This is a genomic window from Lentzea rhizosphaerae, from assembly GCF_042649515.1.
GTDB classification, from domain to species: Bacteria; Actinomycetota; Actinomycetes; order Mycobacteriales; family Pseudonocardiaceae; genus Lentzea; species Lentzea aerocolonigenes.
The window spans coordinates 525,626-542,318 of the sequence record NZ_JBHRZI010000057.1 but is presented as its reverse complement, the minus strand read 5'-3'; the positions used below and the strand labels follow the sequence as shown (position 1 = coordinate 542,318).

Genomic DNA, 16,693 nt, shown 5'->3' with positions numbered 1-16,693 from the left:
GTTCGGTGCTGTGGCGACCGCTGCCGCACTCCTGTTCGCCACGACTTCCGGGGTCGCGTTCGCCCAGGACGACCCGGCAGAGCCACCGCGGACCGGCGTGATTGGCGTCCTGTACGCCGACAAGGACCGCAACGGCGAGCAGGACTCCGGCGAGGCGATCTCTGGCGGAGAGGTCACCCTCGTCGGTCCGGACAGCGCCGTGCACAAGACGACCAGCGACGCGGACGGCAAGTTCGCGTTCGCCGGTCTCGCTCCCGGCACCTACAAGCCGTCGTACGCGCTGGCCGGCGGCTGGGTCGTGCACCACGCCAAGCCGGAAGGTGACGTGGTCACGGTCACCGAGAACACGACGACCGAGCTGGTTGCACGTGCTGAGCGCCCGTACTCGGAGCAGCTCAGGGTGTTCGGGTTCTTCCACGACAACACCTACTTCTACCCGACGTCGGTGACCACCACGCTGATCCTGATCAACACCACCGACCGCCCGATCAGCGGCATCCAGGCGCGTTGTGACCGCAAGAACGCCCCCGGCGCGCTCGGACGCGGCCCGAGGTGGGACGTGCTGAGCGGGGAGGGCATCACACTCGCGGCCGGTGGGAGGCGCACACTCACGATCGTCGACGACGTCCCGGAGTCCGCGCGCACGACGGGCAAGGTCACGCTCGACTGCGACTTCGCCCCGAACGCCGGCTGGAACACCGACGGCCCGGTCCTGCACGAGGACGCACCGGTGATCGAAGGCCGCGGCAAGCACACGATGATCCTCGGCGAGGACCGCAACGCGAACTCCCTCATCGACGCGGACGAGGCCATCAGCGGTGCGAAGGTCCTCCTCCACGACACGACGAACCCCGCCTCGGTGATCGAGGGCACGAGCGGCCCAGACGGCAAGATCGAGTTCATCGGTCTGGAGAAGACCGACTACCGAGCTGAGGTTCGCGCGCCCTGGTCGTTCGCGAGCGACGGGCCGCAGCTCGTTCGCGTCGCCGACCACGGCGGATCCAGCGTCAGGTTCCTGAAGCCCGTGCCACCGGCGGACGTCCGCGCCACGGTCACGTTCAGCAAGCCGCGCTTCGAGTCGCACGAGACGGTGCAGTGGGACCTGACCCTCACGAACGTGGGCGGGGAGTCCACCGGCGTCTGGGTGCAGGGCGACTCCCCGGACATGGACATCCCGGGGGAGCAGTGGGAGCACCACTGGCGTCGCTTCACGACACTCGCCCCTGGTGAGACCCGCACCTTCACCGTCGCGGGCAAGATCCGCGACTACCGGAACGGCAAGGTGATCGTTTCGGGGTCCTACGGGTACAGCGACCAGCCGCACACGCCCCGGAAGCCCTTCCGCGCCGAGGTCGAGATCGTGCAGACCGAAGGCGCGCTGACCGGTCTCGTCTACCTCGACAAGAACAACAACGGGCAACCCGACCCCGGCGAGGCCGCAGCGGGCGCTGTGGTGGAGGCCAACGGCGGCGCGCCGTACGGCTACCACAAGGCCACCACGGACGCTGATGGCCGTTATTCGTTCAACGGTCTCCCGGCCGGTGGCTACTCGGTCGGCTACACGCTGGCCGGCGGGTGGATCGTCCACGTCCCGGGCGACGTCGTCCAGAAGATCCGGGTGGAGCCCGGGCGGCCTGCTCAGCTCGTCGCGGGTGCGCAGCGTCCGTACGCCGAGGTGCTCAAGGCGACGGTCCAGTTCGACAGGACGTCCTACGCGGTCGGTGACGAAGTCAAGATCACCGTCAGGCTGACGAACAGGGGCGGCTACGTGATCAACGGCGTCCACGCCCTGTGCAACCGCGACCGTCAGACCAACAACCTCGGCGGCCGCCACTTCCTGGCCGACAGCTGGGGCGACCTGCGTCCGTCCACTAAGGGCGTGACGGTCGGCCCCGGCGAGACGGTGACGCTCGTCGTCACCGAGGTGGTGCCGTACGAGGCACGTAAGCGCAACCGGGTGGAGCTGCTCTGCGAGTTCGCACCGCAGGCCGAGTTCGGCAGGGACTTCGCGTCCGCCTACGACTGGGCCAACGTTCCCGGTGGCAGACCGGGCAGCGCCAACGTCCTGGTCGCGTACGACAAGGACGAGGACTACGTGATCGACCCCGGCGACGCCATCGGGAACGTCCGCGTCAGGTTGATGTCTCATCGCGAGAACGGCTTCCTGGTCGCCGAGGCCACCACCGACGTCTGGGGATGGGCGCGCTTCACCGGGGTTCCGGCCGGTTCCTACTGGGCTGAGGTCGACGGACCGTGGAAGTTCAGGAACCAGAACGCGAGCGCTGTCTGGATTTCGGACGACGTCGCGTGGCCCGTTTTCTGGATGGTGCCTGGTCCTGATCCCGCACAGCCAGGTGCCGGTGACCAGCCCGCCACCGGTGGCGCGAGCAACGGTGGCACGAAGGTGGCGCTCGCCAGGACTGGTGCCGGCGTTCTCGGACTCGCCGTCCTCGGTGTGCTGCTTCTCACTGCGGGCACGGCACTGAGGCGTTGGCCCCGCCACTCGGCGCTTTCGGAAACGGAGCGCGTTGGGGTACTTTCCGGGCGTCTTGCGGACGCGTGCGGGGGCTCTGACGTCGGCAGACATGATCATCGTGGGGTCTTTGGGGGATCCGTTGCCGGGTAGACCGTTCAGTGCTGCGCGCCGGTTCGGCGTCGTGACGACCGCCGCCGCGCTCGTGTTCGCCACGACCTCGGCCGCGGCTTTCGCACAGGACGACCCGACGAGCACGCCGCCGCCGTCGACCTCGGAGCAGGCGCCGGCTCCGCAGCAGACCGGCGTGACCGGCGTCCTGTACGCCGACAAGAACCGCAACGGTCAGCAGGACCCCGGCGAGGCGATCTCCGGCGGCGAGATCACCGTCGCCGAGCGCAAGGCGACCAGTGACGCGAACGGCAGGTTCGGCTTCGCCGACCTCGCCCCCGGCACCTACCGCCCGTCCTACCGGCTCGCCGACGGCTGGGTCGTGCACAGGACCGAGGCCGACGTGATCACGGTCGTCGCGAACCAGACGGCGCAGGTCGTCGCACGGGCGGAGCGGCCGTACTCGGAGCAGCTCAAGGCCACCGCGACGCTCGACCGGCCCTCGTACCAGCAGCCGTCGACCGCGACGATCGCGCTGAGCCTCACCAACACCACCGACCGCGCGATCTACGGCATCCAGGCCGCCTGCGGCCGCGACGGCTCCGCACACTCCCTTGGTCGCGGCTGGAACGTGGTGAAGAACTTGACGCTCCAGGCCGGTGAGACGGTCAAGTACACGATCTACGAGCAGATCCCGCTCGCCGCCCGAGGAACCGGCACCGTCGAGCTCGACTGCGACTTCGCGCCCAACGCCGCCCTCAACACCGACGGTCCGTCCGTGCACGCCGATGCGGCCGTCACCGGTGCCTCCAGCGGATTCACGATGGTGTTCGGCCAGGACAAGAACGCCGACCGCCACATCGACGCCGACGAGGACATCGCCTTCGACAGGTACACCCTGGTCAACGCGCGGACCGGCGAGAAGATCGAGAGGTTCGACGCGAGTCCCGACCCCGGACGGCCCGGCAAGGTCGAGTTCACCGACGTGCCGAGCGGCGACTACCGGATCGAGCCGCAGGGGCCGTGGAAGTTCCGCGACCCCGGCACGGAGCTGGTGAGCATCACCGAACAGGGTGGCTTCCGCTACGGCTTCCTGGTGCCCTCAGGTCCCGCGAAGGTCGTCGGCACGGTGAAGTTCGACAAGCCGCGCTACCAGTCGCACGAGACGGTTCGTCTGGAACTGACCGTCACGAACGTCGGCGGTGAGGTGGCCGAGCAGGTCCAGCTGCTGCGGGATCCCGACAGCCTGGACATCCCGGCTGAGCAGTGGGGCGACTTCAGGCCGAACGGTCCTGGCTTCAGGCTGGCCCCCGGTGAGTCCCGCACGTTCACGGTCGCGGGCACGATCAGGTACTTCGGCAACGGCCTGCTGGGCTTCTCGGGAAGCGCCAAGTTTCACGCCAGCGACGGCTGGCACTGGGGTTTCGACGACATCCGCGGCGTCGTCGAGGTCGTGATGTCCACGGGCGACATCACCGGCGTTGTCTACATCGACAGGAACCGCGACGGGCGGCAGGACGCCGGTGAGGCCGCCGGGGGTGCCGCAGTCGAGGTGAAGGGCGGCGCGCCGTACGGCACCTTCAAGACCACGACGGACCCCAACGGCCGTTTCAGGTTCAAGGACCTTCCGACCGGCGGCTACTGGATCGGCTACACGCTGCCGGACGGCTGGGTCGTGCACCTCGAGGGGGAGGTGCGGAAGACCAAGGTCGAGCCGAACACCGTCACCCAGGTCGTGGCACGGGCGGAGCGGCCGTACCGCGAGCGGCTCAAGGCGACGGCTGTGCTCGACAAGGCCACCTATGCGATGAACGAAGAAGCCCAGATCACCATCACGCTCACGAACACGGACGACCGCCCGATCAGCGGCGTCAAGGCCAGGTGCAACGAGTTGGGCCACGGCGACCACCTCGGGGGCACCGGTTACTACGGCCCGCCGTCGAACTGGGGCGATCTGCGTCCGGCAGCCAACGGCCTGACGCTCGCGGCCGGCGAAACGAAGACCTACGTCGTCAAGGAGACGATTCCCATCTCCGCGCGCTCGTCGCGCAGGGTGTTCGTGAACTGCGACTTCGCGCCGAATCCCGATCACAACAAGGACGGCGCGCACGCCTACGACTGGGCGGCCATCAAGGGCGGGCTCCAGACGCTGAAGGGCTGGATCGCCCAGGACCTCAACGGCAGCAACTGGTTCAACGAGGGCGAGGGCATCCCCAACACCCGGATCGTGCTGATGACCGACCGCGAGAACGGCTTTCCCGTCGCCGAGGCGGTGTCCGACGCCAAGGGGAACGTGCAGTTCGACAACATCCCGCCGGGCGAGTACTGGGCGTGGATCGACGGACCCTGGAAGTTCGAGGGCGAACGCGACCACGTCCTGGTCATGGACAACAACCTCCACCACCCCTACTTCTTCCAGGTGGTGCCGGACCTGACGCGCAGCCCCCGGCCGGCCATCGACCTCAGCTCGAACGTCCCTGCCGGCGGCGGCACGAAGGTCGCGCTCGCCAGGACCGGCGCCAGCGTGCTCGGCCTCGTGTTCCTCGGCGTGCTGCTCGTCGCGGCGGGTGCGGCACTCAGACGTGGAGGATCCGTTGCCAGGTAGATCGTTCAGAATCGGTGCCTTGACGACCGCTGCCGCGCTCGTGTTCAGCACTGCGGCTTTCGCGCAGGTCGACCCGACGAGCACACCGTCGGCGCCCACCGAAACCTCGGCACCGGTGGACACGCCCGAGCCGGTGCCCACCAGTGAGCCGGCTCAGCAGCAGGCGCAGAACAACGTGACCGGCGTCCTCTACGCCGACAAGAACGGCAACGAGCAGCAGGACCCCGGCGAGGCGATCTCCGGCGGCAAGATCACTCTCTTCGGCAGCCCCAAGCACGAGACGACCAGCGACGCGAACGGCAGGTTCGGCTTCGCCGGCATCGCCCCCGGTACCTACAACCTGGCCTACGAACTGCAGGACGGCTGGGTCGTGCACCGCGCCAAGAACACCGGCGACATGATCACCGTCACCGCGAACGTGACGACCGAGATCGTGGCGCGGGCGGAACGTCCCTACTCGGAGCAGTTCGACGTCACCGCGTCGCTCGATCGCACCAGTTACGAGTACCCGGGCTCCGTGAAGATCACGACGACCCTCACCAACAGGACCAGCCGCAGAATCGCCAACATCAACTCGGAGTGCAACCGCGGGCGCGTCGAGCACGCGCTCGGCGTGAGCCAGGAGTGGTACCTGCAGATGGGCCTGTCCCTCGAACCGGGGCAGCAGCGCACGTTCACCGTCGTCGAGAAGGTTCCGCAGGCCGCCCTCACCTCCGGCGTCGTCACGCTCAACTGCGACTTCGCCCCGAACGTCAACTGGAACACCGACGGTCCGACCGTGCGCGCCGAGGCGAAGGTGGTCGGCGGCATCGGCTACTCGATGGTGCTCGGCGAGGACAAGAACGCCGACCAGCGCATCGACGCCGGGGAAGCCGTGAGCGGCGCGAAGGTTCTGCTGCTCGACCTCAGGACCGGTGCCCAGGTCGCCGAACGCACGAGCGGCGCGGACGGCAAGGCCGACTTCACCGGGTTGAAGGCCGGTCAGTACCGGGCGGTTCTCGGGGGCTCGTGGGAGTTCACCGACGAGAGTCAGCAGCTGGTGACCGTCACCGAGCAGGCCGGCGCCGTCACCAAGTTCCTGAAGCGCGCGGCACCACCGTCGCTGAGCGGCGTGATCAAGCTCGACAAGCCGCGCTACGAGTCCCACGAGGTGGTGCGCGCCGACGTGACCATCACGAACAACGGCGGCAAGACCGCCGAGCGCTTCCGGTTGATGGACGGGTTCTACGACCTCGACCTCGGCTACCCCAGCCCGTGGGGTGACGTCCGGCGGGACGGCCCTGGCGTGCGCATTCCGGCGGGCGAGTCCCGGACGTTCAGCGTCACGGGCAAGATCCGCGGCTTCACCGGCGGCAAGCTGCGGGTCTGGGGCTCGGTGGACCACATCGGTGTGCCGGAGTTCGGCAACCCGGTCTTCAGCGCCGAGGCCGAGGTCGTGCAGACCAACGGCGATCTCGGTGGTGTCGTCTACATCGACCGCAACCACAACAGGCAGCAGGATCCGGGCGAAGAGGCGGCGGACGTCCTGGTCGAGGCGAACGGCGGCGTGCCGTACAGCTACTTCAAGACCACGACGGACGCCAACGGGCGCTACTCGTTCAAGAACGTCCCGTCGGGCAACTACTGGGTCGGCTACACGCCGGCCGGCGGATGGGTCGTCCACAGCGAGGGCGACCAGGAGATCCGGGTTCTGCCCGGCACTCCCGTGCAGCTCACCGCACGTGCGGAGCGCCCGTACACCGAGGCGCTCAAGGCCACGTTGGTGCTCGACAAGTCGGTCTACTCGATCGGCGAGGAAGCCACGATCACCGTCACCCTGTCGAACCGGGCCGCCTACGAGGTCGGGCACATCCACGCGGCGTGTGACAGGGCGGGCTACGGCCAGCTCGGCAGCGTGCCGATGACGGAGGGCTGGGGCGATCTGCGCGACAAGGGCGTGACGCTCGCAGCCGGTGAGACGAAGACGATCATCGTCAAGGAGAAGGTGCCCGCGGCCGCGCGCTGGCAGAACCGGGTGGTCGCGGCGTGCGACTTCGCGCCGTGGGCCGCGTGGAACCTCGACGTCGTGAGCGCCTACGACTGGGCGAGCGTGCCCGGCGGGACGGGCTCGCTGGCCGGTCCGCTCGCGTACGACCGCAACAAGAACTCCGTCGTGGACCCCGGCGAGGCCATCGGCAACACCAGGGTCTTCCTGATGACCGACCGCGAGTACGGCGGCATCGTGGCCGAGACGTTCTCGGACGCCGAGGGGAACGTGCGCTTCGACGGGGTTCCGGCGGGCGACTACTGGTCGGTGGTCGACGGCCCGTGGAAGTCCGAGGGCGAGTGGGGCGGCCACCACCTGATCATCGCCGATCAACTGCAGCGAACCGCGTTCTTCGTGGTGCCAGGCCCGGCTCCGGCACTGCCGGAGGACGTCGGCGACGCCCACCGGGATGAACAGACCGTTGGCAGCTCGACCGGTGGCCGCTCCACCGGGGGCGCGCTCGCCAAGACCGGCGCCAGCGTGCTCGGCCTCGGCGTGCTCGCCGTGCTGCTGATCGCGCTGGGCCTGGGCGCCCGCGCCGCCGGCCGCCGCAAGACCACCTGATCAACCACAAAAACACCTGCAACTGGGGGAGAGATGTCAGACAGACCCGTCAGGCGAGGCCTGCTCAGATTCACCGCGATGGCCACCGCCGCGCTGCTCGCGTTCGGCGGCGCCACCACCGGAGCCCTCGCACTGGAACCGGAAACCCCGACGTCGACCGTCGAGCCGACCCCGACGAGCGAGCCGAGCGCTCCTCCGTCCACAACGGACCCGACGCTCCCGCCGACGTCGACGACCGAGCCCGCGCCGCCGTCGTCCAGCGACCCCGCGCCGCCCTCGTCGACGCCGAGCAGCGAGCCGTCCACGCAGCCGCCTGCTCCCACCACGTCCGCCGAGACGCCCAAGGCACCGTCGCAGCCGACTCCCGGGGAGCAGAAGAACGAGCCGCAGAAGCCCGCGGCCGAACTGCCGAACCTCAAGGTCACGGCGTCGATCGACAAGACGCACTACCAGTCGCACGAGCCGGTGCGGCTGAAGATCACGGTCACCAACCAGAGCTCGTTCGCCGCCGAGCGCGTCCGTGCGAGCGCATGGGGCATTCAGGTGCCGTACGAGTCGTGGGGCGACTTCGTGTACCCCGGAACGACCCTCGCACCCGGTGAGACCCGCACCATCGAGGTCGCCGGCTCCATCGCGACCCTCAACGGCGACAAGCTCGACGTCAGCGGCTACGTGCTGGCGGAGGTGGGCGACGTCAACCAGAACGACAACCACTTCCACCTCAACGCGACCGTCACGCAGACCGTCGGCAACGCGGGCGGCCTCGTCTACGCCGACGTGAACCGCAACGGCAAGCCGGACGCGGGCGAGCCGATCGAGGGCGCGAAGGTCAGCATCTACGGTGGCAGCCCCACCGCGGAGCACCGCACGACGACGGACGCGAACGGCCGGTTCAGCTTCACCGGGATCCCGACCGGCACGTACTACAACCCGTACTACGAGCTGCCCGGCGGCTGGGTCGTTCACATTCCTGCCGGCCAGGAGTCCTTCACGGTCGCCCCGAACCAGACGGCCGAGCTGGTCGGCCGCGCCGAGCGGCCGTACTCGGAACTGCTGACGGCGAAGGCGTCGCTCAACAAGAGCACCTACGCCTACCCCGGGAACGCGCGGATCTCGCTGACGCTCAGCAACATCAGCCAGTACGCGCTCACCGGCATCCAGGCCGGCTGCAACAGGATCGGTGACAGCAACCACCTCGGCTACGGCCCGGAGTGGAACGCGATCTTCGACAAGGGCGTCGACCTCGCGCCCGGCGAGACGAAGTCGTTCACGATCACCGAGGCCATTCCGGAAGGTGCCGCCAAGGCGGGCGTCGTCTGGCTCGCCTGCGACTTCCAGCCCAACCCCGGCTGGAACACCGACGGTCCGAACGCCAGCGCCAAGGCTGCGGTGACCGGTGGCAAGGGCAACGTCACGATGTCGCTCGCGGACGACAAGAACGAGAACCACATCCGTGACGCCGGCGAGGAGGTCGCGGGGCTGAAGATCGTCCTGGTCCACCCGGACACGGGCGCCCAGGTCGCCGAGGGCGTGAGCGACTCCACGGGCACGCTGACGATCGTCGACGTGCCGGTGGGCACCTACCGCGCCGTCATCCTCGGTCCGTGGGACTTCCGGTACGGCCCTGGTGCCGACGAGGTGCCGGTCGTCGGCTGGGGCACGAACATCTTCGTCGGCTTGAAGCCCGGACCGGGTCCCGCCGACATCCGCGCCACGGTGAAGTTCGACAAGACGCGCTACGAGTCGCACGAGACCGTGCGCATGTCGTTGACCGTGACCAACATCGGTCCGCGTACCGCCGAGAAGGTCCGGATGTACAGCTCGCCGTACGCGCTGAACATCCCCGACGCGCAGTGGGGCGACTTCGCGCCGTCCGGACCTGGTGTCCAGATCCCTGCGGGCGAGTCCCGCACCTTCGAGGGTTCCGGCACGATCCGCGACTTCAACAACGGCAGGTTGACCGTCTTCGGAGCCGTCGACTTCCTCGGCCGGTCGAACCCCACCTACAGCACCTACCACGGTGACGCCGAGATCGTGCAGACCAAGGGTGCGATCACCGGTGTCGCCTACACCGACAAGAACCGCAACGGGCAGCAGGACGCGGGCGAGGCCGCCGCGGGTGTGGTGGTGGAGGCCAACGGCGGCGCGCCGTACGGCTACGTCAAGACCACGACGGACGCCGAGGGCCGCTACTCGTTCAACGACCTGCCGTCGGGTGACTACTACGTCAACTACACCTTCGCCGACGGCTGGGTCGTGCACTACGACAGCACCGAAACGAAGATCCGGGTGCAGCCGGGCGCCCCGGTTCACCTGATCGGCCGGGGTGAGCGGCCGTACACCGAGTCGCTCAGCGCGAAGCTGGAGCTCGACCAGGACGTCTACGAGCCCGGCGAGGCCGCCAAGATCACGATCACCCTGACCAACCGCGGTGATCGGGCCCTCAGCGGCATCACCGCCTGGTGCAACCGCGTCGGCAACGAGAACCAGCTCGGTGGCACGCCCAGCGGTGGCGCCCCCGGCGGGTGGGGCGAGCTGCTCCCGCCCGGCAAGGGTGTGACGGTCGGTGCCGGTGAGACCAAGACGTTCATCGCCATCGAGCGTGTGCCGGAGGCCGCCCTCACCTATGGCAGCGTCGTCGCGTCCTGCGGCTTCGCTCCGTACGCCGGGTGGAACACCGACGCCGCCGAGGCGTCCGACACCGCTCGCGTCCCCGGTGGGTTCGGTTCGCTGAAGGGCGAGCTGTACTACGACCGCAACGGCAACTGGATGGTCGATCCCGGCGAGGCCCTCGGCAACACCCGGATCGTGCTGCACGACCGAGAGCAGGGCATCGACGTCGCCGAGACCGTCTCGGACGACAAGGGCAACGTGCACTTCGCCAAGGTGCCCGCCGGTGACTTCTGGGCCAGGGTCGACGGGCCGTGGAAGTTCGAGGGCGAGTGGGGCGGCCACGTGCAGGTCTTCGCCGATCGCGAGTCGAACAGCGGCTTCCCGGTCGTTCCCGTTCCGAAGCCCGCGCCCGGAGACGGCGGCCACACCACGCCGCCCGTGTCGGCGGGCGGTGGTGGAGCAGGTGGTTCGGGTGACGCCCTGGCCAAGACCGGCGCGTCCGTGCTGGGCCTCGGCCTCGTCGGCGCGCTGCTCGTGGCGTTCGGCTTCGGCGCGAGCGTGCTCGGCAGGCGTCGTCAGACCGTCTGACTGAAGATCGACAGTGCCCCAGAGAGCAAGTGATCTGGGACGAGGGGTGGTCACGTCGACGAAGAGCGTGTCGACGTGACCACCCCTGCTGTCAGGGCCCCGGCAAAGTCCCAGCCCGTCCGATGCGGGCGCGCCCACACCCCGAGCGCTGTGGATGAAGGGAACCTTCATCGACCTGTGGTGCAGGGCCCCGGCAAAGTCGGGTGACCGTGTCGGACCTTGACTCGTGGCGTTTGCAAATACCACCGACTCAAGATCATCGGTCGTTTGCGCGAAAAGCACGTTCGGGCCGATAGATGGCCCGAACGTGCTTTTCGCGCCAAAAAATATGTCCGGTATGCCGGAGCTGCTTGGCTTCGATACAGGCCCTGGTTAGGGCCTACCAGCAACGACACGACTTTGCCGGGGCCCTGACCCCTGCTGTCATGAGCACCACACTTCACGGTCCCGAGTGGAGTGTTAGCGTCGCTAACCATTGGGTACCTGGGGGTGACATGACGGTCTGGGAAGCAATCGCGGTGGTCATCGCGGGTGTGTTCGCAGGCGGCATCAACACCGTCGTCGGCAGCGGCACGCTCGTGACGTTCCCCGTGCTGCTCGCCGTCGGTTATCCGCCCGTGGTCGCGAACGTGTCGAACAGTCTCGGCCTCGTGCCCGGCTCGCTGTCCGGCGCGTGGGGGTACCGCGAGGAGCTCAAGGGGCAGAAGTCCCGCATCGCCAAGCTGTTGCCGGCGTCGATCATCGGCGGCGTCATCGGCGCGGTCCTGCTGGTGACGTTGCCCGCCAAGGCCTTCACCGCGATCGTGCCCGTGCTGATCGTGATCGCACTGGTCCTCGTGGTCATGCAGCCGTGGCTCAACCGCAAGCTCGCGCACCGGCGCGGCCACAACGACGGCGGCGTGCTGCTCTGGATCGGCGTGTTCCTCGCGGGCATCTACGGCGGCTACTTCGGGGCCGCGCAGGGCGTGCTCGTCATGGGGATCATGGGTGTGCTCGTCAACGAGCACCTGCAGCGGATGAACGCGTTGAAGAACCTGCTGACCGCGTTCGTGAACCTGGTCGCGGGCGTCATGTTCATCTTCATCGCCGACGTGGCGTGGCTGGCCGTGCTGCTGCTGGCCGTCGGGTCCGTCGTCGGCGGTCAGATCGGCGCCAAGATCGGCCGCAAACTCCCACCCGCCGTGTTGCGCGGCGTCATCGTGGTGGTGGGAGTCGCGGCCATCGTTCAGCTGCTCACGAAGTGAACGCGCGCGCCGCCGCGAGGAATGCGTCGTTCTCGTCCGGCTCGCCGATCGTCACACGGACCCCCTCGCCCACGAACGCGCGCACGACCACCTTGTGCGCCAAGCAGTGTTCGTTGAACGCCGCGGTGCGCTCGCCCAGCGGCAGCCACACGAAGTTCGCCTGGGTCGGCGGGACGTCGTAGCCCATCGCGAGCAGCTCACCGCGGACGCGACCCCGCTCGGCCACGATCGCGCGGCAGCGGACCATCAGCTCGTCCTCGGCGTCCAGCGAAGCCATGGCCGCGACCTGGGCGAGGGCGTTCACCGAGAACGGCACGTAGACCTTGCGCAGCGCCTCGGCGACGTGCGGCTGGGCGACCGCGTAGCCGATCCGCAGGCCCGCGAGGCCGTACGCCTTCGAGAACGTGCGCAGCACCGCGACGTTGTCACGACCGGCGGCCCACTGCTGCTTCGCGAGCTCGACGCCGTCCGGGATGTGCGCGTCGTCGACGAACTCCTTGTAGGCCTCGTCGATCACCACGAGCACGTCGGACGGCACGCGGGCGATGAACGCCTCGATCTCCTCGGTGCGCAGTGCGGTGCCCGTCGGGTTGTTCGGGTTGCACACGAACACCATGCGGGTCTTGGGCGTGATCGCCGCGGCCATCGCGTCCAGGTCGTGCACGTGCTCCGACGTCAGCGGCACGCGGACCTGCTTGGCGCCCGCGACGTGCACGACGATCGGGTAGGCCTCGAACGACCTCCACGCGAACAGCACCTCGTCGTTCTCGGCGCAGGTCGCCTGGACGAGCTGCTGGCACAGGGTCACCGATCCGCAGCCGAGCGCCAGGTGGTCGGCGGGAACGCCCAGCTTCTCGGCGAGCCTGCCGGTGAGTTCGACGCAGCCTGAGTCGGGGTACCTGTTGATACCGGTGGCTGCTTCGGCGATCGCCTTGACGACGCTGGGCAGCGGCCCGGCGGACACCTCGTTGCTCGCGAGCTTGATGGCGCCGGGAATGGACTTGCCGGGCACGTAGGCGGGCAAGGACGCCAGGTCAGCACGGGTTCGCACGGTCATACCCGGGATCCTCGCATTGCTCCGTCCGATTGGTCACGTTGACTTCAGTTCACCCCGTCGTGGAAGGGTAAGAAACATGACCACTACCCGCGTCGAGACGCTTTCCCTCACCGACGGCCGTGAGCTGCGGGTGACGATCGCCGAACCCGACTCCGCCGTGCGGGGCGGACTCGTGGTGCTGCACGAGGCCCGCGGTGTGACCGAGGGGGTGCGCTCGCTCGTCAGCAGCCTTGCCGACGAGGGCTGGCTCGCCATCGCGCCGCACCTCTACGACGAGGACCGCGTGCACGGCGACGACATCAGGGACCAGGTCAGCAAGCTCTCCGGTGACCGCCTCCTGGAGGACACCGACGTCGCGTTCGTGTGGCTGGGACAGCAGGGTGTGAGCGCGGACCGGATGGGCGTGGTCGGCTTCGACATCGGCGGCACGGTCGCGATGGTGGTCGCCGCCAGCCGCACGATCGGCGCGGCGGTCACCGTGCAGGCTCCCGGAATTCTGGAGCCGCTCTCGGACGGCCTGCCCGCTCTCGTGGACGTCGCGAGCGACCTCACGTGCCCGTGGCTCGGCATCTACCGGGACGACGACTCCGAAGAAGTGAAAAAGCTTCGCGATGCGGTGATCAGTTCGGAAACCGCTTCGGATCTGGTGCGTTTCGACGTTTCCAGTGACGAAGCGTGGGCTCGTGCGTTGAACTGGTTCGACGCACACATGAGGTAAGAGTCTTTACGGCGGATTGGAACCGAACCGTCCTCCAGGTACATCTAAGGGGTGCTTCGGACGGCTGACTGGGTGTAGCTGTGAGTAACGCCCAGTGCTGCGGTGACGAGTTATGCAGTGCAGGGGGTTATGAGGATGGCTGAAGGCACTGGGACGACCGGCACGGAGACACCCGCGGTCACGACGGCGACGACGACGCCGATCACCGCGGAACAGCTCGCGGCGGTGAAACCCGTTCTCCAGCAGCAGATGCTGGTGGACAAGGCGGAGGCCAGTCATGCCGCGGCCAAGCTCGACCAAGCGGCGGACAACGGCAAGCTGACGCTCGACGTCGACGCCGCGGACGCGTTGATCAAGGCGGTCGACGACGCGCGCGACCAGGTGATGGACCTGTGGGAGCGAACGAGCAAGCAGCTGGCGACGCCGCTGCAGTTCGGTGAGAACCCGGTCGCCAAGGCGATCAGCGCGCGGTTCTCCGAGCTCGCCGTCGGTGAGGAGTCCGGGGCCGCGAAGGCGTTGTTCGACCTCTTCAAGGTCCTCGACGACATCAGCAACGCGTTGAGCCGCAACCGCGACAGCACCCGCGACGCCGACGAACAGGCAGAAGAGGCCATGAAGAAGGCCGGGGGTTCCTGGTGAGTCACGGATCGCACGACAACAAGGGCAACGACAACAACGGCCACGACAACAAGGGTCACGACGACGAGGGCAGTCCCCTGACCGCCCAGATCGACTGGATGACCTTCTCGCACGAAGCGCTTTACAACATGGTTCACACCGGCGTGAACCTCGAAGGCGCCCAGGCCGCAGCCACGAACTGGAAGAAGATCGGCGAGGACATCGCCGGCGTGCGCGCGAACCTGCTCAAGGCCGTCGAGGACTCGACCGTGGGCTGGGACAGCGAGTCGGCGCGGCTCGCGCGTGACGGTCTGACCGAGGTCACCAACTGGGTCGACGACACGGCGACCTACGCGCACAAGGTCTCCGCTGCCATCACGACCGAGACCGACAACGTCGAGGCCGCCCGTGCCGCGATGCCGCCGCCTCCCAAGCCGCCGGAGCCGCCGGTGCCGGTGGAGCCGACAGTGCTCCGGCCGGCGCTGCGGGACCGCCTCGCGATGGTCGACCAGGCCGACGGGTTCACCGCACTGAGGGAACCGCGCCTGGTGCAGGGCGAGTTCGCGGGCTTCGAGACCTTGGGAACCAGCACCGTCGAGACCCTCGCGGCCAACGACGCCCAGCACCGACTCGCGGCGGACGTCATGGCGTCGTTCCAGCGCAACTCGGCCGCGGTCGACCAGACCGTGCCCGCGCAGTTCACCCCGCCGGTGAACCCGCTCAACCCGACGCCTCCCCCCGTCACCGATCTCGGCGGACGGTCCAACACGGGCCTTCCCGACGGCCCCGGCGCCGGCGGCGGTGGTGGCGGCACGGTCGCGACCGGCACGCAGAACCAGAACCGCGGCACCACGAACACGTCGTCGCGCTACGGCGGCGCCGGTGGTTACGGCGGCGGTCGCGGTGGCGGCGGCGGTTTCGCCGGCGGCATGGCCAGGCCCTTCGGGACGAACTCCGGCAGCCAGGCCGGTGGCGGCGGTGGTGCCGGTGGCGGTGGTTCCGCCAGCGGTGGCGCGGCCGGTGTGAGCGAAGGTGCGCGCGGCGGAGCAGGCGCGGCTGCGGCTGCGGCGTCGGCAGCGCCCGGTGGCCAGACCAAGGCGTTCCAGAACCCGCTCGCGATGGGTGGCGCGCCGATGGCAGGTGCTCCGGTTGCGGGCGGTGGCCGTGACGACAACCGCGAACACAAGACCGCGAGCTACCTGGAAGAGGACGACAACGTCTTCGGCCTGGACCGCAAGGCGGCCCCGCCGGTGATCGGTCAGTGACAGAACGCCAGTTCACGGTGAGCTCGCAGGAGTTCTTCCTGCTGTGGCAAGCCGTGCACGGCGAGGACCGCGTCGTGCCGCTCGGCACGCCCCACTTCGGGGCCACCCGAGCGGCGCGGCAACGCCTCGTCGAGGAGAGTTCGCAGGCGCTGCAGGCCCGTCGCCTCGGCACCGTGCACCGCCCCGACCCCGACCTGCGTGCGCTGGTCGCCGGTCTCGGCGAGTTCGACCGCGCGTTGGAGATCGCGTACTTCAAGGGCACCGAACTGGCCCGCGGCATCGCCTGCGCGGGCTGGAGCGGTGCGTTCGCCGCGCGCGTGAACGACGACGTGCACCTGTTCCCGTTCCGCCCGACCTCGCTGGCCTCGGCCACGGTGTCATCGTTGCCAGGCCTCGCACCGGGGACCGGACGCGCGGTGAACGTGCGCTGGGACGACTACCTGCGCGCGGGCCAGGCGGGCCGGCAGGACGGCAAGCAGGCGTTCCTGGACGTCCTGCGCGACGCCGGCATCCGCGAGCCGGAGGCCCACACCCTGCTGCGCCTCATCACGTCCCGCATCGGCGGCGGCGAGCTGGGCCTGACCGCCCGCAACCGCGACGGCGTGCCGCGCCCGACGGGCCGTTCGGTGTCTTGGCTCGACACGCGCGAGGGCCGCTACCTCCTCCGCAGGCAGGACGGCTGGCTCGTGCTGGCCCCCGCCGACGCGGCACGGCTGACGAACGCGGTCGACGAGCTGCTCGCGGCGGGGTAAGAGCACACAGGTGGGCTACCGCAAGTCCGCCAATCACACATGGACGTGCGGTTGTGCCT

Annotated in this window: 10 protein-coding genes; 9 read left to right on the top strand and 1 reads right to left on the bottom strand. The window is 68.8% G+C overall.

All coding sequences use genetic code 11. The features are described from left to right. The first annotated feature begins 10 nt into the window (after positions 1-10). The 5 genes from ACFOWZ_RS47200 to ACFOWZ_RS47180 all read left to right on the top strand — a co-directional run bounded on the left by ACFOWZ_RS47200 (position 11) and on the right by ACFOWZ_RS47180 (position 12,224). Positions 11-2,626 (top strand): SdrD B-like domain-containing protein, encoded by a 2,616-nt coding sequence (locus ACFOWZ_RS47200; protein WP_382381111.1) that lies wholly within the window; start codon positions 11-13, stop codon positions 2,624-2,626. Beyond that, positions 2,586-5,189 carry an SdrD B-like domain-containing protein gene (locus ACFOWZ_RS47195; RefSeq protein ID WP_382381109.1) on the top strand — a complete coding sequence of 868 codons (2,604 nt, stop codon included), beginning with the start codon at positions 2,586-2,588 and terminating at the stop codon, positions 5,187-5,189. Before ACFOWZ_RS47200 ends, ACFOWZ_RS47195 begins: the two co-directional genes overlap by 41 nt. Before the next feature lie 19 nt (positions 5,190-5,208). Further along, a complete protein-coding gene (locus ACFOWZ_RS47190; RefSeq protein ID WP_382381107.1) occupies positions 5,209-7,779 on the top strand; it encodes an SdrD B-like domain-containing protein in 2,571 nt (856 codons plus the stop codon). Positions 7,780-7,812: 33 nt separating this feature from the next. Next, positions 7,813-10,980, top strand: coding sequence for an SdrD B-like domain-containing protein (locus ACFOWZ_RS47185; RefSeq protein ID WP_382381105.1), 3,168 nt, complete (start codon positions 7,813-7,815; stop codon positions 10,978-10,980). A 494-nt stretch (positions 10,981-11,474) separates the two neighbouring features. Next, a complete protein-coding gene (locus tag ACFOWZ_RS47180) occupies positions 11,475-12,224 on the top strand; it encodes a sulfite exporter TauE/SafE family protein (RefSeq protein WP_382381103.1) in 750 nt (249 codons plus the stop codon). On the opposite strand, the gene hisC is transcribed toward ACFOWZ_RS47180, so the two are convergent. After that, complete coding sequence (gene hisC / locus ACFOWZ_RS47175; RefSeq protein ID WP_382381101.1) at positions 12,214-13,281, bottom strand: histidinol-phosphate transaminase; 1,068 nt, start codon at positions 13,279-13,281, stop codon at positions 12,214-12,216. The two genes, ACFOWZ_RS47180 and hisC, sit on opposite strands and share 11 nt — an antisense overlap. A gap of 76 nt (positions 13,282-13,357) precedes the next feature. Here hisC and ACFOWZ_RS47170 point away from each other — a divergent pair, with 76 nt between their 5' ends. From ACFOWZ_RS47170 to ACFOWZ_RS47155, 4 genes are all read left to right on the top strand, one after another. After that, positions 13,358-13,999: a dienelactone hydrolase family protein gene (locus ACFOWZ_RS47170; protein ID WP_382381099.1), complete on the top strand. Its 642-nt coding sequence runs from the start codon at positions 13,358-13,360 to the stop codon at positions 13,997-13,999. A 135-nt stretch (positions 14,000-14,134) separates the two neighbouring features. Next, a complete protein-coding gene (locus ACFOWZ_RS47165; protein WP_382381098.1) occupies positions 14,135-14,638 on the top strand; it encodes a hypothetical protein in 504 nt (167 codons plus the stop codon). Then, positions 14,635-15,882 (top strand): PPE domain-containing protein, encoded by a 1,248-nt coding sequence (locus tag ACFOWZ_RS47160; RefSeq protein ID WP_382381096.1) that lies wholly within the window; start codon positions 14,635-14,637, stop codon positions 15,880-15,882. The genes ACFOWZ_RS47165 and ACFOWZ_RS47160 overlap by 4 nt, the downstream gene beginning before the upstream one ends. Then, positions 15,879-16,634 (top strand): ESX secretion-associated protein EspG, encoded by a 756-nt coding sequence (locus ACFOWZ_RS47155; RefSeq protein ID WP_382381094.1) that lies wholly within the window; start codon positions 15,879-15,881, stop codon positions 16,632-16,634. The genes ACFOWZ_RS47160 and ACFOWZ_RS47155 overlap by 4 nt, the downstream gene beginning before the upstream one ends. Positions 16,635-16,693: the final 59 nt, after the last annotated feature.